The organism is Dyella silvae (assembly GCF_026421305.1).
GTDB classification, from domain to species: domain Bacteria; phylum Pseudomonadota; class Gammaproteobacteria; order Xanthomonadales; family Rhodanobacteraceae; genus Dyella; species Dyella silvae.
This window is the reverse complement of the sequence record NZ_JAPJBQ010000013.1, coordinates 19,200-36,454: the sequence shown is the minus strand read 5'-3', so window position 1 is coordinate 36,454 and position 17,255 is coordinate 19,200. Positions and strand designations below refer to the sequence as shown.

The following is a 17,255-nucleotide window of genomic DNA, read 5'->3' as shown; positions in this document are numbered from 1 at the left end:
TCAGTGCGAAGCATCCAGCCGCACACCCAGCTGGGCGAGACGACGCAATCCGTCGTCGCTCGGTTGCAAGGCGCGGCTGCTGGCATGACGCCGCAGCCATCCTGCCGCCAACAGGGTATCGGTCAACGACACGCCCAGCGGACCGCCCAGATGCAGCCGGCGCTCGGTCCAGTCGAGACAGCCGCGCCCGGCGAGCGGGAGCAAGGCCTGCACGAGGGTCTGATCGAGTCCGGCCAACACCAGCGCCTCCGCGCCGCTCTCCAGCAGGCGTATGCCCTCGCTCGCGGTATGCAGATGGCCATTGGCCAGCATGGCATCGCACAGACCCACGCCGAGCCGACCGGCCAGATGGCGATAACAGGTGCGCGCCATGCGCAGGCGCCGGTCGCCGCCAGATGGATCCGGCAACACGGGGCGTGTTCGCGGCAAGGCCAACGCTTCGATCAACGCTGCTACATCGTCGCTGGCCAACCGGTAGTAGCGATGGCGTCCCTGTTCATGCACTGCCAGCAGGCCGCCCTCGAGCAGTCGCTTGAGATGCGCGCTGCCGGTGGCCGCGCCGACGCCGGCTGCGCGCGCCAGTTCACCGGCCGGACGCGAGGTGCCATCGATCAGTGCCAACAGCATGGCCGCGCGTGCAGGCTCGGCCAGCAGGGCACCGATCTCGGCCAACTGGTAGCGGCTGGGGGAAACGGCATCGGTCATGGGCGAAGTCTAGCGCTCCGCCCTCCTTGATATTTCGTTGGGCACCGAAACAACCGCGGCGCGCCATGACGACACTGTGCTCATGGACATCTATCACGCCCCCGACACCCGCGTCATTCACCCTTCCATCCTGTACTTCGGCACGCCGGTGGTGCTTATCACCACACGCAATCCGGATGGCTCCACCAACATCACGCCCATGTCATCCGCATGGGCGCTGGCCGACCGCGTGGTCATCGGCTTGTCCGGCGGCGGACAAGGCCTGGCAAACCTGGAACGCGAGCGCGAGTGCGTGCTCAATCTTGCCAGTGAAGATATGTGCGAAGGCGTGGAGCGTATCGCGCCAACCACCGGGCACCATCCGGTACCAGCCTGGAAGCAGACGATCGGCTATCGCCACGAGGCCGACAAGTTCCGTCTTGGTGGCTGGCATGCGGCGCCATCGGTATCGGTGAGCGCGCCACGCATCGCGGAATGTCCGTTGCAGCTGGAGGCACGCGTGCTGTTGACGGTGGAGCGGCCGATCGAGCCATGGCACGGCGACGCCGGCGGCTACGCCATCATCGAACTGGAAGTGGTGCAGGTGCATGCGCACGATGAGATCGTGGTGAGTGGTACGCAGCATATCGATCCCGTGCGCTATCAGCCGTTGTTTTATCTGTTTCGGCATTACGTGGGGCGCGGAAATGCGTTGGGGAAAACGTTCAAAGCGGAAGTGTGAGAAGTAGCGCCTGTTCAAAATATTGGTGTGCCTCTCCAGGACACCTACATCCATGCCTCACCGTCATCCCAGCGAAAGCTGGGATCCAGTGACTTTCGGCTTTTTGAGGCGCTTAAAGGCGCTGGATGACTCGCTACGCTCGCCCCTTCGGGGCCGCCCTGCGGGCGTTCTGCGCGCTTCGCGCTTGTCCAGCTTTCGCTGGGATGACGGTGAGGGAATGACGAGACCATTCTGGAACGTTGCACTAGCTCCAAGAGCCGGTGATAGCATCGAGGCTCTCCTTCGAACGGGCGCCATCGGCATGCGCATCCTGGTCACGGGCAGTTCGGGTCACCTGGGCGAAGCGCTTGCGCTGACACTGCGCGAACTCGGCCATGAGGTGATCGGGCTGGATATCGTCGCGGGGCCCGCCACCACGCACGTCGGTTCCATCAGCGACCGCGCGGTGGTGCGGCGCCTGATGCCGGGCGTCAGCCAGGTGTTCCACCCCGCCACCCTGCACAAGCCGCATGTGGCCACGCACAGCCGGCAGGCCTTTATCGACGTCAACCTCACCGGCACGCTGAACCTGCTGGAAGAAGCGGTCGCTGCCGGCGTCGAATCCCTGGTGTACACCAGCACCACGAGCGTTTTCGGCGATGCGCTGGTGCCGCCGCCGGGGGAACCTGCTGCCTGGATCACCGAAGATGTCACGCCGGTACCCAAGAACATCTATGGCGTTACCAAGGCTGCCGCGGAAGATCTGTGCCAGCTGTTTCATCGCAACCAGGGCTTGTCGACCATGGTGCTGCGCACCTCGCGCTTCTTTCCCGAGGAGGACGACAGCCGCAGCGCTCGCGCCAACTACGTTGACGACAATCTGAAACTCAACGAGTACCTGCACCGGCGCGTCGATATCGAAGATGTGGTCAGCGCCCACCTGCTCGCCGCGCGGCGTGCGCCCGTGCTGGGTTTCAGGCGCTACATCATCAGCGCCACCACGCCGTTTCTTCCCGACGACCTGCCCGATCTGCGCGCCAACGCGCCGCTCGCCGTACACCGGCGCGTGCCGGGCTACGAGGCGGTTTACGCGCAGCGTGGCTGGAACATGGCGCCGGGCATCGATCGCGTCTACGTGAATGCGCGTGCCCGCCACGAACTCGGCTGATCGCCGCGCCACGACTTCGCATCGCTCATCGCACGGCTGCAGGCAGGCGACGATCTGCGCAGCCCGCTGGCGCGGCGGGTGGGCTCCAAGGGCTACCACACCGAAACATTTGCCGACGGACCGTACCCCGTCGATACCCACGCTTGATCTCAGGAGATATTTGTCTGTGAAGATCCCCATGCTGCCGTTTACGCCCACACAGTGGGACCAACTACCGGCAACGGTCCATCCGGGCGAGGCCGGCGAAGCGCACTGGCGTACGTTTTCCATCGGCGATCTGCGCGTACGCACGGTGGAGTACAGCGCCGGCTATCTGGCCGACCACTGGTGCGATCGCGGCCACGTGCTCTATGTACTGGATGGCGAGCTGCATACCGAATTGAAGGATGGCCGGCGCTTCGTGCTCACCGCCGGCATGAGCTACCAGGTATCCGATTTCGGCGATGCAGCGCACCGCTCGTCCACACCGACCGGTGCCCGGCTGTTTATCGTCGACTGACGGCGTTTGCCTAACCCACGATAGCCACCACGGCGGCCAGCCAGATCGCCGCCACACCGATCACGAACGCGCGCCGGGCAGCCACGATGCGCTCGGCGCTCTCCTCCGGCACGGGCGTGGTCACGATCCACGGCACCGATGCCAGTGCGGCGAAACCGAAAAAGGCAAACACGATCACCATCGCGTCGATGAAACGCCATGGCGTTGGCTCGTGCACACCCCAATAGCCAAGAAACGCCATGCCCATCGCACACAACGTGGCGGACGCAGAACACAAGCCGACGACGGATCCTGCGGGCGCGCGCATGGCACGAGCCTCCGGGGGTGGCTGCACTTGGGCGCGAGATTACACCCTGTCATAAGTCTGATGAGAGCCTGTTCGCGATCTCCGCATGGCCCGCGCCGGGAACGGTTTGCCCGTCAGACAAGGAAGAACGAGGGCGTGTATGTCGATACACAACCGAGTGATGACGCAGGATGACGGGCAAACAGACCCGGCACGGGCCATGCGGAGACCGCGAGCAGGCTCTTGGAGCTGTGTCGAAATCGGCGCGGCCGGTTCGTCATGACAGGGAGCGCGGCAAACATGCCCGCGCCAGCCCATCTCACAAGGAGTTGACGATGTCTGCACTGAACAGCACCACCCGGCGCCTGACCGGAACCGCTTTGCTGATGGCCCTGGCCGCCACCGGCGCAGCCCAGGCCGCCCCGGCCAGCTACACCATCGACCCCGCTCATACCTACCCAAGCTTTGAAGCCGATCATTTCGGCGGGCTGTCGACCTGGCGCGGCAAGTTCAACAGCACCGCTGGCAAGGTCACGCTGGATAAAGCGGCAGGCACCGGCAGCGTCGATATCACCGTGGATACCGCCAGCATCGACTTCGGCCTGGACAAGATGAACGAAGCGGCGCGCGGCACCGAGCTGTTCGACGTGACCAAGTACCCCAAGGCCACCTATCACGGCACGCTCGCCGGCTTCGTCAACGGCGCGCCCACCAAGGTGACTGGCGAGCTGACACTACACGGCGTCACCCAACCGCTCGACCTCACCCTCAACTCGTTCAAGTGCATGCCGCACCCGATGTACAAGCGCGAACTGTGCGGCGCAGACGCCATCGCAAGCTTCAAGCGTGATGCGTTCGGCATGGACAGCGGCAAAGCTTACGGCTTCAAGATGGACGTGGTGCTGCGCATCCAGGTGGAAGCCCTGATCGATGAAAGCAGCAACACCGGCAAGGTGGCACTGGCCACCCCTCAACACTGATGACGCATCGACGGTACACGCCCATGTCACTCACGCTCTACATGCATCCCCTTGCGTCCTACTGCCACAAGGTACTGGTCGCGCTGTATGAGAACGGCACGCCGTTCCGTCCGCACCTGGTCGATCTGGCCAACGCCGAGGCGCGCGATGCTTTCTACAAGCGGTGGCCCATCGGCCGCTTTCCGTTGCTGCACGACGATGCGCGCGATCAGCAGATACCCGAATCGAGCATCATCATCGAGTATCTCGCTCAGCACTATCCGGGCCCGGTGGTCCTGATACCCGCTGATGCCGACGCTGCGCGCGAGGTGCGCCTGCAGGACCGCTTCATCGACATCTACGTGCATGACCAGGTGCAGAAGATCATTACCGATCGTCTGCGCCCATCGGATCAGCACGATCGCTATGGCGTCGCGCAGGCGCGCGATCGCTTGCATGTGTCGCTGGGCATCCTCGAAAAACGCATGGGCCATCACGCCTGGGCCGCAGGCGACAGCTTCAGCATGGCCGACTGCGCCGCCGCACCGGCGCTGTTCTACGGCAATCTGCTGATACCGCTGGAAGAGGAATACCCGCACACCGCGGCCTACCTGTTGCGCCTGATGCAACGTCCCTCATTTGATCGCGTACTGAGGGAAGCCGAGCCCTATATGCACATGGTGCCCAAGGAACCCGCGGCAGCCTGACCAGGCCCTCGCCATTTTTATTCTGGAGACACGTCATGCTTATCGCACTCGTCATCATTCTGCTGATCATCGCCGCCGTGCTGGTGATCGCCGCCACGCGCCCCGACCGTTTTACCGTCGAACGCACGGCCACCATCCAGGCGGCGCCGGAACGGATTTTTCCGATCATCAACGACCTGCACCGCTGGCCGTCATGGTCGCCGTACGAAAAGAAAGATCCGAACATGCAGCGCAGTTACGAAGGCCCGGACGCGGGCGTCGGCGCCACCTACGGATGGAACGGCAACAAGAACGTCGGCAGTGGCCGCATGGAAATCAGCCAGTCCACGCCGTCGTCGCGCATCGAGATGAAACTGGATTTCTTTGCGCCCTTCAAAGCCAGCCATACGGCTGAGTTCCGGCTCGATTCGCGCGGTGCGGCTACCCAGGTTACCTGGGCGCTGCATGGCGAGTCGAACTTCACGAGCAAGCTGATGGGCCTGGTGATCAACATGGACAAGATGATCGGCAAGGATTTCGAGGAGGGCCTCGGCAATCTGCGCACGCTTGTGGAAGCGCGGGCTTAAGAATCCGCCCCCGTTTCCCTTATCTAGCGCACTCGTACCTATCCCTCACCGTCATCCCCGCGAAGGCGGGAAGAGCTTCACAACAGCCGAAGGCTGGTCATCCAGTGCCTTTTAGATGTCACGGAAGATCGAAAGTCGCTGGATCCCCGCCTTCGCGGGGATGACGGTGAGGTAACAACCATGCTGTGCAGAACGTTTGCTTGCCGCTAAAGGCGGCATTTCCACAAAAGACGGCCATTGCGAAGCAAATGCTTTCGCCTGCCTGACGAACTTTCGCAGCAAATCCTACTTGCGGCTGAACAAAACCGGCCGGGCGCATCAACGACGTCAACCGGGCCCACGCAGGCTCGTTTTCCGCCCTGAGCCACCCATTCAACCGGGTGGCGACAGGGGCAAGCGCTCTTACGACGCGGGGTGAAACTCCCCCAAGGCGAGCTTTGCCCTGCAAAAACTCACCCGGAACCAAGGATTCAAAGCCATGCAGACCAAGATGACGACGCGTTTCAGCCTGATCGCTTTTTCGATGGCCGCTGTGCTCGCGAGCGCCGGCGCCATGGCGCAGTCCACCTCGCCGGAGAACATCCCCGGCCACCCGCGCGTTTCTGAAGTGAACCAGCGTCTGGAGAACCAGCAGGATCGCATCCAGGCAGGCGTGGCCGACGGCCAGCTCAACGCCAAGCAGGCGACGCGTGATGAAAAGCAGGACGCCAACATCGCCGCACGCGAAAGCCGTGACGAAGCCCAGCATGGCGGCCACCTGACCAAGCAGGAACAGAAGAACCTCAACAAGTCGCTGAACCAGGACAGCAAGCGCATCCATAAGCAGCGCGCTGCCGGCTGATCCGGGCAACACACGATGTGACAGCAACGGCCCGGCCATCGCCGGGCCGTTGGCTTTTGCGGCGCGGCACAACTTCCAGCACTGGTGGCCACTTGCCGGCGTGCGAGTATCCGGGCACTCAACCAAGGCGGGAGGGTTTATGGTCAACCGGATGCTGGCAGTCGCTTGTCTGGGTGCATTGATCGTCGGGGCGGCGCACGCCGCCGATCCCACCGCCGGCAAGCCGCTCTATGGCGCCTGGGGTTTCGATCAGTCTGGCGCCGATACCCACACCAAGCCCGGCAACGATTTCTTCCGTTATGCCAACGGCACCTGGCTGGATCACACGCCCATTCCTGCCGACAAGCCCGCCGTGAGCCTGCGGCTGGCCATGTCCGACCTCACCGAGCAGCGCCTGCACGACATCATGGAGGCCGCTGCCAACGGCCATGAACCGGCCACCACGCTGGAGGGCAAGGTGGGCGCGTTCTACCAATCGTTCATGGACAGCGCTCACATCGATGCGCTGGGCGCCAAGCCCATCGCCCCGCAACTGGATGCCGTGCGCCACGCCACCACGCGTGATGCGCAGGCCGCCCTGATGGGGCGCACCAATACGGATTTCGAAGGCTCGCTGTTCAGCGTCAACTTCGATATCGACCTGAAGGACACCAAGCGTTACACGGTGTATCTCTCGCAGGCCGGACTCGGACTGCCGGATCGCGATTACTACCTCAAGCCCGAGTTCGCCAAGCAAAAGGCTGCATACCAAGCGTATGTGACGCGCCTGCTTACCCTGGCCGGCTGGCCACAGCCCGATGCTGCCGCGAAGGATGTGGTCGCCTTCGAAACAGCGATTGCGCTGGCCAACCTCAGCAAGGTCGAGCAACGCGATCCGGTGGCAATGTACAACCCGATGAGCCTCGCCGAACTAGAAAAGCTTGCACCAGGCTTCGCCTGGAAAGATTTTCTGAAGGCCTCGCAGCTGGGTGATCTCAACAACGTCGTGGTGATGGAGAAACCGGCGTTCCCCAAACTCACCGCGCTATATGCGAAGACACCCGTCGGCACCATCCAGGCATGGCAAGCCGCGCGCATTGCGGACGATGCCGCGTACTACCTGTCCCAGCCATTCCAGGACGCGTACTTCGAGATGCACAACAAGACGCTTGCCGGTCAGCAGCAGATCGAGGCGCGCTGGAAGCGAGGCGTGCATGCCGTCTCGGGCGGCGACTGCGGCGTCAACGACCGGCTTTCCTGCTTCGGCAACCTGGGCTGGGGCGTAGGCCAGCTTTATACGGCCAAATACTTTCCCGCATCGTCGAAAGCAAAAATCGAAGAGCTCGTAGCCAACCTCAAGGCCGCCTATCGCGTACGCATCGAGAAGCTCGACTGGATGGGCCCGCAAACCCGCCAGGAAGCGCTGCGCAAGCTCGACACTTACACCATCAAGGTCGGCTATCCCGACCATCCACGCGACTACTCGAACGTAGCGATGCGCAACGACGATCTCACCGGCAACGTGTTGCGTGCCGCGCAAGCCGACTGGTCGTTCTACGTGAATCGCCTGCATGGTCCGGTGGATCGCAGCGACTGGACCATGACCCCGCAGACCAACGACGCCTACAACGGCTCGCTGCGCGACATTGTCTTTCCGGCCGCCATTCTGCAGCCACCGATGTTTGATCCTAACGCCGACCCCGCCATCAACTACGGTGCGATCGGTGGCGTCATCGGTCACGAACTGACGCACGGCTTCGACGATGAAGGCCGCAAGATCGACGCCGACGGCGCACTGCGTGACTGGTGGGCACCCGCGGATGCCAAGGCCTTCGATGAACGCGCGAAAAAACTCGGCGCGCAATACGACGCCTTCGAACCGTTGCCAGGCGTACACATCAACGGCGATCTGACCATGGGCGAGAACATTGCCGACCTCGGCGGCCTCACCCTGGCGCTCGATGCTTATCGTGCCTCCCTGCACGGCAAGCCTGCACCGGTCATTGATGGCCTCACCGGCGACCAGCGCGTATTCCTCGGCTGGGCACAAGCCTGGCGCGGCAAGCTCACCGACGACGCCATCCGCCGCCAGGTCACCAGCGACCCGCATTCGCCACGCACCTTCCGCGTGAACGGACCGGTGCGCAATATCGATGGGTGGTATCAGGCGTTCGATGTGCAGTCGGGCGACAAGCTTTACCTCGACTCGAAGGATCGGGTGCGGATCTGGTGAGGCACATGGCGACGGTGCTGGTACCACTGCCTCATCAGGACTTCGACCCCAGCGAGGTGGCCGTGCCGTGGCGCGTGCTGACTGCGGCCGGACATAAAGTCGTTTTCGCTACACCAGACGGCCAGACCGCCAGCGCGGATCCGATCATGATCAGCGGTGAAGGGCTGGATCCGTGGGGGTTCATACCAGGGCTGCGCAAACTGACGCTCTTCGGCCGCTTGCTGCGTGCCAATACCGACGCGCGGCGCGATTACGCGTCCTTATTGATGGACGCGAACTTCAATGCGCCGCTGCCATGGGACGCCATCGATCCTTCTCACTTCGATGGCCTGCTATTGCCTGGCGGACATTGCGCACGCGGTGTACGTATTTATCTGGAAAGCACGCTGCTGCAAAATGCAGTGGCGGCGTTCTTCGCCGCAGACAAACCCGTTGCCGCCATTTGCCACGGCGTGGTGCTGGCCGCGCGCAGCCGCGGTGCGAATGGCCGCTCGGTGCTGCATGGGCGACGGACGACGGGGCTCACCTGGGCACTGGAGAAATCCGCGTGGTCGCTTACACGCATCACGCGGTTCTGGGATCCGGACTACTACCGCACCTATCCGGATGGTCCCGGCCAGCCTGTCGGCTACATGTCGGTGCAGCAGGAAGTGACGCGTGCCCTGGCACGCCCGGAAGACTTCCTCGATGTTCCACGCGACGCCGTGCACTACCGCCGCAAGACGTCGGGCCTGGTGCGCGACACCGACACTGACGACACCCCGGCCTTCGTCGTGCGCGACGGCAACTACGTCTCAGCCCGTTGGCCCGGCGACGTGCACCGGTTCGCCCGCGAGTTCGCGGCAATGCTTGAGAGCAAGAGTGAGAAGTGAGGAGTGAGAGATGGGGCTGACCGGCTCTTCTCTCATTTCTCACTCCTCTTCACTCGCTCCTTCCCCTTCCCGGCAGGAAAATTTCCTACCGCCCGCTAACCCCGTCATCCGGCTCGGCTTTTCCGGCTTATCCACGCCTAATCCACAATCTATTGGGTTGACCGGCCCTGAACGGCCCGATATGTTGTGCCCCGTCGGTGCCACTCTCAGACCAACGGTCGGAATGGCTTAAAACGGGAATCCGGTGGAAATCCGGGACTGCCCCGCAGCGGTAAGCGGAAACGAAAGCCAACAACGCACTGGCCCTCAGCGGCTGGGAAGCGGGAGCGAGTAGGCAGGGTCGCAAGACCCGCGTCCGCAAGTCCGAAGACCTGCCGACAGCTGCGGCCAACGCGTCGTGGTGTGGGTGACGGCTTCCGCGGGGAAGTACGTCGATGCGCAGGGCAACCAGCCCTGCTGCTCGACTGTCCGCGAAATCTCACCCCTTTTTTCAGCCCTGCGCGCGGGAGCAGGCGGTTGATGACCAAGCTTGGAGCGAAGTCGCCATGCAACCTATCGATACCACCGGCCGCGAACGTGACAACGAGCGCGCCGACAATGCTGCTTTCCCCGCCGATGCCGTCGTGGCCGAAGCGCCGCGCGCGGATACTCCGTTTGCCCTGACCCCGCCGCACAACCCCGGCCAGATGCGCGTGACCAAGCGCAGCGGCCGCCAGGAAGCGGTGGACGTCAACAAGATCGTTCGCGCAGTCACCCGCAGCAGCGAAGGCCTGCACGGCGTCGATCCGCTGCGCGTGGCGCTCAAGACCATCGGCGGCCTGTACGACGGCGCCACCACGGCAGAGCTGGATCAGCTCTCTATCCGCACGGCTGCCGCGCTTACCGCGGAAGAACCCGAATACGGTCAGCTCGCCGCGCGCTTGCTGGCTGCGTACATCGACAAGGAAGTGAGCGGACAGGAAATCCAGAGCTTCTCGCAGTCGATCGCACGCGGCGCGGAACTGGGCATTCTCAACGATCGCCTGCGCGACTTCGTCGCCACCAACGCGCGCAAGCTCAACGACGCGATCGACCCGCACGCCACGCGCCGCTTCGAATACTTCGGCCTGCGCACGGTGTATGACCGCTACCTGCTGCGTCATCCGCAGCTGCGCAAGGTGGTCGAGACGCCGCAGCATTTCTTCATGCGCATCGCCTGCGCGCTGGGCGGCAACGAGATTGGCGAGACGCTGGAGCTCTATCGCCTGCTTTCCTCGCTGGAATACATCGCCAGCTCGCCGACGCTGTTCAATGCCGGCACCGCGCACGAGCAGCTCAGCTCATGTTTCCTGCTCGACTCACCGGCCGACTCGCTGGAGTCGATCTATGAGAAGTACGGCGACGTGGCCAAGCTCAGCAAGTTCGCCGGCGGCATCGGTCTCGCCTACTCGCGCGTTCGTTCGCGCGGCTCGCTGATCAAGGGCACCAATGGCCACTCCAACGGCCTGGTGCCGTGGCTGAAGACGCTCGACGCCTCCGTGGCGGCGGTGAACCAGGGCGGCAAGCGCAAAGGCGCGGCCTGCGTTTACCTGGAGCCGTGGCACGGCGACATCGAGGAATTCCTCGAGCTGCGCGACAACACGGGCGACGATGCCCGTCGCACGCACAACCTCAACCTCGCCAACTGGATCCCGGACGAGTTCATGCGCCGCGTGGAGAGCGACGGCGAGTGGTCGCTGTTCGACCCCAAGGTCGTGCCGCACTTCGTCGACAGTTGGGGCGAGACGTTCGAGAAGGCCTACCGTGAAGCGGAAGCCGCTGGCTTGGCCACCAAGAAGGTCAAGGCACGCGAGCTTTACGCCCGCATGCTGCGCACACTGGCGCAGACCGGCAACGGCTGGATGACCTTCAAGGACCGCAGCAACGCCACCAGCAACCAGACGGCGAAGTCGGAAAACGTCATCCACCTTTCGAACCTGTGCACTGAGATCCTGGAAGTCACTAACGCCGATGAAACGGCGGTGTGCAACCTGGGTTCGGTGAACTTGTCGCGCCACGTGGTGGACGGCCAGTTCGATTTCGACAAGCTCGCCTCCACGGTGCGTACCGCCGTGCGCCAGCTCGATCGCGTGATCGATCTCAACTTCTACCCGATCGACACCGCCAAGGTCGCCAACAACAAGTGGCGTCCGGTGGGTCTGGGCGTGATGGGCTTGCAGGACGTGTTCTTCAAGCTGCGTCTGCCGTTCGATTCGGCCGAAGCGCTGATGCTTTCCACCCGCATCGCCGAAGAGATCTATTACAACGCGCTGTGGCAGTCGAACGAGCTGGCCGCGGAGAACGGTGCGCACCCTGGCTTTGCCGAAAGCCGCGCGGCCAACGGTGAGCTGCAGTTCGACTACTGGTCGAACGCCACGCCCACCGACAAGGCACGCTGGGACGAACTGCGCGAGTCGATCAAGGCCAAGGGGCTGCGCAACTCGCTGCTGATCGCCATCGCACCGACCGCCACCATCGCCTCTATCGCGGGCTGCTACGAGTGCATCGAGCCGCAGGTGAGCAACCTGTTCAAGCGCGAAACGCTGTCGGGCGACTTCCTGGTGGTGAATCGCTATCTGGTGGAAGAGCTGAAGACGCTGGGCTTGTGGACCGCCGACGTGCGTGACGCCATCAAGCTGTCCGAAGGCTCCATCCAGGGCATCAGCGCGATTCCGGAACGCCTGCGCACCATCTACCGCACGGTGTGGGAGCTTCCGCAGAAGGCGCTGATCGACCTGGGTGCGGCTCGCGGTGCGTACATCGACCAGAGCCAGTCGCTGAACCTGTTCATGGAAAACCCGAACATCGGTCAGCTCAGCTCCATGTACATGTACGCGTGGAAGTCCGGCATCAAGACCACCTACTACCTGCGTTCGCGTCCGGCGACCAAGATTGCCAAGACCACGGTGTCGGCAGCACCGGCTTCGAAGGCGGCGCCGGTGGCGGATCAAGATCAGGAGCAGGCGACGGCGGCGGTGTTCTGCTCGCTGGAGAATCCGGAGTATTGCGAGGCGTGTCAGTAATCGTTGTCCCCCGCGAATGCGGGAAGAGCTTCACAACAGCCTAAGGCTGGTCATCCAGTGACTCTTTCGCGAGGTTCGAAAGGCTCTGGATTCCCGCCTGCGCGGGAATGACGATCAAGGAATGAGGTCAGAATAAAGGTCGCGCCAGCAGGGGTTGGTCTTTTCGATCAACCTCAGTTTCCAGGCTCGATTCCATTTCTTGATCGCCTTTTCCCGTGAAATGGCCGACTCCATGGAATCGTGCATTTCGTACCAGACCAGCTGATGGACGTGATGGTGACGGGTGAAACCCTCAACGACATCGTTGCGATGCTGCCAGCTACGAGCCAACAGGTTAGAAGTGACGCCCGTATACAAGGTGCCATTACGGCTACTGGCGAGAATGTAAACGCAGGGCTGGCGATTGCGCATGCGAAGGGCTCCGGTTTCACACCGCCCGAGCTTGCCGTCATCGACAACCCAATACGACCGTCATCCCCGCGTAGGCGGGGATCCAGCGCCTTTCTCTGACACGTTTCAGTGAAGTGAGGGAAGTCACTGGATTCCCGCCTGCGCGGGAATGACGATCAAAGAACAACGGCGCGCCGCACCATCGGCGCCGCAGAGACAAGAGGAACACCCATGTCCACCCAGCACATTCTTAATCCCGGCTTCGAACTCACCCTGCGCCCGATGCGCTATCCCGAGTTCTACGAGATGTACCGCAACGCGATCAAGAACACCTGGACGGTCGAGGAAGTGGATTTCTCGCTGGACACGACCGACCTCAAGTCGAAGATGTCTGAGGCCGACCGCCACCTGATCCATCGCCTCGTGGCCTTCTTCGCCACCGGCGACACCATCGTGGCGAACAACCTGGTGCTGAACCTGTACCAGCACATCAATGCGCCCGAAGCACGCATGTATCTGTCGCGCCAGCTGTACGAAGAAGCGCTGCACGTGCAGTTCTACCTCACCCTGCTGGATACCTACATTCCCGATCCGACCGAGCGCAACAAGGCGTTCGACGCGATCCAGAACATTCCGTCGATCCGCCAGAAGGGCGAGTTCTGCTTCAAGTGGATCGACTCCATCCAGGGCCTGCAGAAGCTCGAAACGCGCGAGCATCGACGCCAGTTCCTGCTGAACCTGATCTGCTTCGCCGCCTGCATCGAAGGCCTGTTCTTTTTTGCTGCGTTCGCCTACGTGTACTTCCTGCGCTCGCGCGGCCTGCTGCACGGCCTGGCCTCGGGCACCAACTGGGTGTTCCGTGACGAGAGCTGCCACATGGCGTTCGCGTTCGACGTGGTGCGCACCGTGCGCGCCGAAGAGCCCGACCTGTTCGACGACGAGGTGCGCACGCAGATCGAAGAGATGCTGGAAGACGCCATCGCCTGCGAAACCCAGTTCGCCGAAGACGTGCTTTCCGGTGGCGTGGCTGGCCTGTCGGTGAAGGACATGCGCCAATACCTGGAGTACTGTGCCGATCAGCGTCTGGCCCAGCTCGACTTGCCGAAAAAGTACGGCGCCAAGAACCCGTTCGACTTCATGGATCTGCAGGACGTGCAGGAAGTGACCAACTTCTTCGAGCGCCGCGTGTCGGCTTATCAGGTGGGCGTGCAGGGCGAAGTGGCGTTCGACATGTCGTTCTGATGATGAAGGGCGGCGCACCGCCATCAGCGATGCGCCGCCCTCCCCTCGATCACTCAGGCCCGATGTCCGAAAAAGCGACGCATCGCCGTCGCCAGCCAACCGCCTTCCCGGGTGTCTCCGGTCAACTTCTGCAGCTTGCGCCGCACGACGGGCACATAGGCTTTGTCATCACCGCGGATATGCTGGAACAACCAGCGTGACAGCAGCGATTTGAGCTCTTCCGCAACGTCCTCTCCTGCGCGTGCGCGATCCTGATAACGCTTCACTGTTTCGACGAATCGCTCGTGGATGGCCCGGTGTGCGTCACTGAACGGGTAGCCGGCGTCTTCCATCAGCGCCTCTTCGAAAGCGAAGTGGGACAAGGTGTAGTCCACCAGGTCTTCCAGTACCACCTGCACGCACGGTTGGTCACTTTCCCGCTGTGCCTCGTGCAGCGCGTTGACCATGCTGACAATGCGCTGGTGTTGCTTATCGATCACCTCGATGCCGGTATCGAGGTCCCCCTGCCAGGACAGATAACCCATCTCGCCTCCCCTCAGGCGCGTTATATGGGCGGCAAGTGATAGCGTGGCCGCCGTCCATGCGACTTGATGTGGGTCAACCCACCGTTATCGCCGGGCTACGCCAAAGAACCGCCTTAGGGAACGGCCCAACCAGCCGGTGCTGCTGCCATCGTCGACGGCCGCCTCCTGCATATGGCGACGCACCGCGTCGACGATGGCCTTGTCGTCATTGCGGATGTGGTTGAACAGCCAGTGCGAGAGCGTGTGCAGAAGTTCGCTGCCGATATCCTCGCCGGCACGGAAGCGCAGCTGATAGTCCGCCACGCGTTTGATGAATACTTCGTGGACCCGCTTGTGCGCCCGGCTGAATTCGTAGCCGGCATCCTCCATCAGGGATTCCTCGAAGGTGAAATGCGACAGGGTGTAGTCCACCAACTCGTCGAGAATGTCACCGATCTCCGCTCGTTCGCGATGATCCAATGCATCGTGGAGATGATTGATCATCTCCACGATGCGCTTGTGCTGGTTGTCGATCACCCTGATGCCGGTGTTGAGATCGTCCTGCCAAACCATGTAGGACATACCGCTGCCTTCCATACGCGTAAGTGGACACCATTTGTGGTCATCCACCTAGGCCATGGTTTGATATGCATCATTGACAGCCATATCCATTCGATCTTCGCGACACTAAGCCGCATCGCGAATGTCCGGGTGGCACGGCCACCCGGACATCTCTGTTGAATTACTTGGCAACCGGCGCGCCAAGACTGATGAACGGTACCGCGCCCGTGCCCGAGTAGGTCGGCAGATGGCCATCCCACTTTTCAATCGCCGACATCTGAACCACGTTGGGGTTCTGGCGCAACGCTTCACCCTTGAGCGAAATGGCTTTGGCTTCTGCTTCCGCGATAGTGAGCTGAGCCTGGGCACGTCCCTGTGCTTCAGCTTCCACCTTTTCCGCTTCGGCCTTCGCCTGCGCCACTTCGTTCTGGCGCTGCTCAGCCATCTGCGTCGCCTGGATCTTGGCGTTGATCGACTGCACCACCGTTTCCGGCAGACGCAATTCGCCGATCCAGTAGATCTTCTCCACATCAATACCGACGGCCGATACTTCCTCGCTGACGTCGCGCTGCACGGCTTCGATGAGACTGGCCTTGCCTTTGCCGTAGACCGATTCGATATCCAGATTCGATGCCTCTTTCACCAACGCATCGCGAATCATGTTGCGCAGATACACGTCGGTGATCTCGTCGATGCCTTTGCGGTACTTCTGGAAAATCAGCGTCACCTTGGCCGGATCGATGTGATAAGTGATGCCCACATCGGCATTCACCGTCAGGCCCTGCGCCGTCTGGAAGCTGATCGACTCGTCCACCGGACGGCCTTCCGAGGCCGAACGGGTGAAGGTGTAGGTCTGCGTAAACGTGGGGAAGGTGTACATCTCATAGCCCCAGCCCACCCAGTAGCGGCCCGGTGGCAATTCCTGCAGCGAACCCTTGCCATCGCCATACATCTGGAACTTCACGCCGACGTTGCCTGCCGGCACCTTGGAGCATGCCGCCAGCGCCAGGACGGAAAGCGACAACAACATGGTCAGTACGCATTTCATGAGTGGATCATTCCTTGTGGGTGAAACCGCGGCGCAGCAGCAGGAAGCCCCATGCCGCGAGCAATGCCAGAAGAGCCAGACCAGCCAGCACGGCGAACGTGCTGGTGGCTGAGATCAGTTCCGGACCGATAAAGCCGATGTAAAGGAGCAGGCAGACGACGAACGGCCACAGCCGATGGGCCAGCCAGTCGACAAGCGTTTTCATGATTTCCCCGTGGTCTGTATCAGTGGCGAATGCCGGTTTGGACGTCCATCTGGCGCGGCCCACCGAGGCAACACGCGCTAGGTGTTGCGGGTGGCCGACTGATGGAGGGCCGTTGGGAGTCGCTAACCCTGGCGTCGCAAGCGTCGCTGTTGGCGACAGTGCGGATGGGCAAAGCAGATGGATGCGGCCTTCATATAAGCGCACTCCGATGGGCGCTGCTGGATGAGGACGGCGCGCACTCTACTCCGAATCTTGTGCAATGCAACAAGTCAGTAGTGACGCAATTTAGCCCTATGGACCTATTGACTACAGCTGTAGTCACGGACTAGTTTGACTACAGCTGTAGTCACAGGACAGAAACCATGGGCAAACCTTCCATAGGCGATCAGGAGCTGGCGCTTCTGCAATACATCGCCGAGCACACGAACGCATCGGTAGGCGAAGTGGCCGCCGGGTATGGCGAACCGCGCGGGCTGGCCCGCTCCACGGTGCTGACCATGATGGAACGCCTGCGCGGCAAGGCCTACCTCAAGCGGCGCCAGGTAGCGGGCATATATCGCTACAGCCCGGCCACAGGGCCCGGCGAAGTGATGCGCAGCGCCGTGGGCCAGTTTGTCGAGAAGACCTTGAGCGGCTCGGTATCGCCGTTTGTCGCATGGATGTCCGAACGCACGGATGTAAGCGACACCGAGTTGGCCGAACTGGAAGCCCTCGTGGCGCAACTGCAGTCGCGAAAGAAGGACGGCTGAC

At 62.3% G+C, this 17,255-nt stretch carries 19 protein-coding genes and 1 riboswitch; of the genes, 12 read left to right on the top strand and 7 right to left on the bottom strand.

The window, feature by feature from the left end; translation table 11 throughout:
- Positions 1 to 705 carry an ArsR/SmtB family transcription factor gene (locus tag OQE56_RS19500; RefSeq protein ID WP_267226667.1) on the bottom strand — a complete coding sequence of 235 codons (705 nt, stop codon included), beginning with the start codon at positions 703 to 705 and terminating at the stop codon, positions 1 to 3.
- Positions 706 to 742: 37 nt separating this feature from the next.
- Between OQE56_RS19500 and OQE56_RS19495 the strand changes: the two genes are divergently transcribed.
- From OQE56_RS19495 to OQE56_RS19485, 3 genes are all read left to right on the top strand, one after another.
- A complete protein-coding gene (locus OQE56_RS19495; protein ID WP_323748600.1) occupies positions 743 to 1,426 on the top strand; it encodes a flavin reductase family protein in 684 nt (227 codons plus the stop codon).
- A 301-nt stretch (positions 1,427 to 1,727) separates the two neighbouring features.
- Positions 1,728 to 2,573, top strand: a complete 846-nt coding sequence (locus OQE56_RS19490; protein ID WP_267226665.1) for an NAD-dependent epimerase/dehydratase family protein — start codon at positions 1,728 to 1,730, stop codon at positions 2,571 to 2,573.
- 166 nt (positions 2,574 to 2,739) lie between these two features.
- Positions 2,740 to 3,072: a DHCW motif cupin fold protein gene (locus OQE56_RS19485; protein WP_267226663.1), complete on the top strand. Its 333-nt coding sequence runs from the start codon at positions 2,740 to 2,742 to the stop codon at positions 3,070 to 3,072.
- A 10-nt stretch (positions 3,073 to 3,082) separates the two neighbouring features.
- Here OQE56_RS19485 and OQE56_RS19480 read toward each other — a convergent pair whose 3' ends face one another.
- On the bottom strand, positions 3,083 to 3,379 hold the full coding sequence (locus tag OQE56_RS19480; protein WP_267226661.1) for a hypothetical protein: 297 nt from the start codon (positions 3,377 to 3,379) through the stop codon (positions 3,083 to 3,085).
- A gap of 323 nt (positions 3,380 to 3,702) precedes the next feature.
- On the opposite strand from OQE56_RS19480, the gene OQE56_RS19475 reads away from it, so the two are divergent.
- From OQE56_RS19475 to OQE56_RS19445, 7 genes are all read left to right on the top strand, one after another.
- Complete coding sequence (locus OQE56_RS19475) at positions 3,703 to 4,338, top strand: YceI family protein (RefSeq protein WP_425601649.1); 636 nt, start codon at positions 3,703 to 3,705, stop codon at positions 4,336 to 4,338.
- Between the two features lie 23 nt (positions 4,339 to 4,361).
- Positions 4,362 to 5,024 carry a glutathione S-transferase family protein gene (locus tag OQE56_RS19470; protein WP_267226657.1) on the top strand — a complete coding sequence of 221 codons (663 nt, stop codon included), beginning with the start codon at positions 4,362 to 4,364 and terminating at the stop codon, positions 5,022 to 5,024.
- 35 nt (positions 5,025 to 5,059) lie between these two features.
- Positions 5,060 to 5,590 (top strand): SRPBCC family protein, encoded by a 531-nt coding sequence (locus tag OQE56_RS19465; protein WP_267226656.1) that lies wholly within the window; start codon positions 5,060 to 5,062, stop codon positions 5,588 to 5,590.
- Positions 5,591 to 6,068: 478 nt separating this feature from the next.
- Positions 6,069 to 6,431, top strand: coding sequence for a hypothetical protein (locus tag OQE56_RS19460; protein WP_267226654.1), 363 nt, complete (start codon positions 6,069 to 6,071; stop codon positions 6,429 to 6,431).
- 139 nt (positions 6,432 to 6,570) lie between these two features.
- Positions 6,571 to 8,643 (top strand): M13 family metallopeptidase, encoded by a 2,073-nt coding sequence (locus OQE56_RS19455; protein ID WP_267226652.1) that lies wholly within the window; start codon positions 6,571 to 6,573, stop codon positions 8,641 to 8,643.
- A 5-nt stretch (positions 8,644 to 8,648) separates the two neighbouring features.
- Complete coding sequence (locus OQE56_RS19450; RefSeq protein ID WP_267226649.1) at positions 8,649 to 9,515, top strand: DJ-1/PfpI family protein; 867 nt, start codon at positions 8,649 to 8,651, stop codon at positions 9,513 to 9,515.
- A 179-nt stretch (positions 9,516 to 9,694) separates the two neighbouring features.
- A riboswitch (cobalamin riboswitch) is annotated at positions 9,695 to 9,908 on the top strand.
- Positions 9,909 to 10,060: 152 nt separating this feature from the next.
- On the top strand, positions 10,061 to 12,556 hold the full coding sequence (locus OQE56_RS19445) for a ribonucleoside-diphosphate reductase subunit alpha (protein WP_267226648.1): 2,496 nt from the start codon (positions 10,061 to 10,063) through the stop codon (positions 12,554 to 12,556).
- Between the two features lie 114 nt (positions 12,557 to 12,670).
- Here the strand turns inward: OQE56_RS19445 and OQE56_RS19440 are convergent, their stop codons facing one another.
- A complete protein-coding gene (locus OQE56_RS19440; protein ID WP_267226647.1) occupies positions 12,671 to 12,967 on the bottom strand; it encodes a GIY-YIG nuclease family protein in 297 nt (98 codons plus the stop codon).
- A gap of 210 nt (positions 12,968 to 13,177) precedes the next feature.
- Here OQE56_RS19440 and OQE56_RS19435 point away from each other — a divergent pair, with 210 nt between their 5' ends.
- Positions 13,178 to 14,188 (top strand): ribonucleotide-diphosphate reductase subunit beta, encoded by a 1,011-nt coding sequence (locus OQE56_RS19435; protein ID WP_267226645.1) that lies wholly within the window; start codon positions 13,178 to 13,180, stop codon positions 14,186 to 14,188.
- Between the two features lie 53 nt (positions 14,189 to 14,241).
- On the opposite strand, the gene OQE56_RS19430 is transcribed toward OQE56_RS19435, so the two are convergent.
- The 4 genes from OQE56_RS19430 to OQE56_RS19415 form a co-directional block, all read right to left on the bottom strand.
- Positions 14,242 to 14,712, bottom strand: coding sequence for a bacteriohemerythrin (locus OQE56_RS19430; protein ID WP_267226643.1), 471 nt, complete (start codon positions 14,710 to 14,712; stop codon positions 14,242 to 14,244).
- Between the two features lie 84 nt (positions 14,713 to 14,796).
- Complete coding sequence (locus tag OQE56_RS19425) at positions 14,797 to 15,273, bottom strand: bacteriohemerythrin (protein WP_267226642.1); 477 nt, start codon at positions 15,271 to 15,273, stop codon at positions 14,797 to 14,799.
- Positions 15,274 to 15,433: 160 nt separating this feature from the next.
- The gene (locus OQE56_RS19420; RefSeq protein ID WP_267226640.1) at positions 15,434 to 16,300 is read right to left on the bottom strand and encodes an SPFH domain-containing protein; all 867 of its coding nucleotides are present in this window, start codon (positions 16,298 to 16,300) and stop codon (positions 15,434 to 15,436) included.
- A 7-nt stretch (positions 16,301 to 16,307) separates the two neighbouring features.
- A complete protein-coding gene (locus OQE56_RS19415; protein WP_267226638.1) occupies positions 16,308 to 16,505 on the bottom strand; it encodes a hypothetical protein in 198 nt (65 codons plus the stop codon).
- Positions 16,506 to 16,867: 362 nt separating this feature from the next.
- Here OQE56_RS19415 and OQE56_RS19410 point away from each other — a divergent pair, with 362 nt between their 5' ends.
- Positions 16,868 to 17,254, top strand: coding sequence for a BlaI/MecI/CopY family transcriptional regulator (locus OQE56_RS19410; RefSeq protein WP_267226636.1), 387 nt, complete (start codon positions 16,868 to 16,870; stop codon positions 17,252 to 17,254).
- Position 17,255 lies beyond the last annotated feature (1 nt).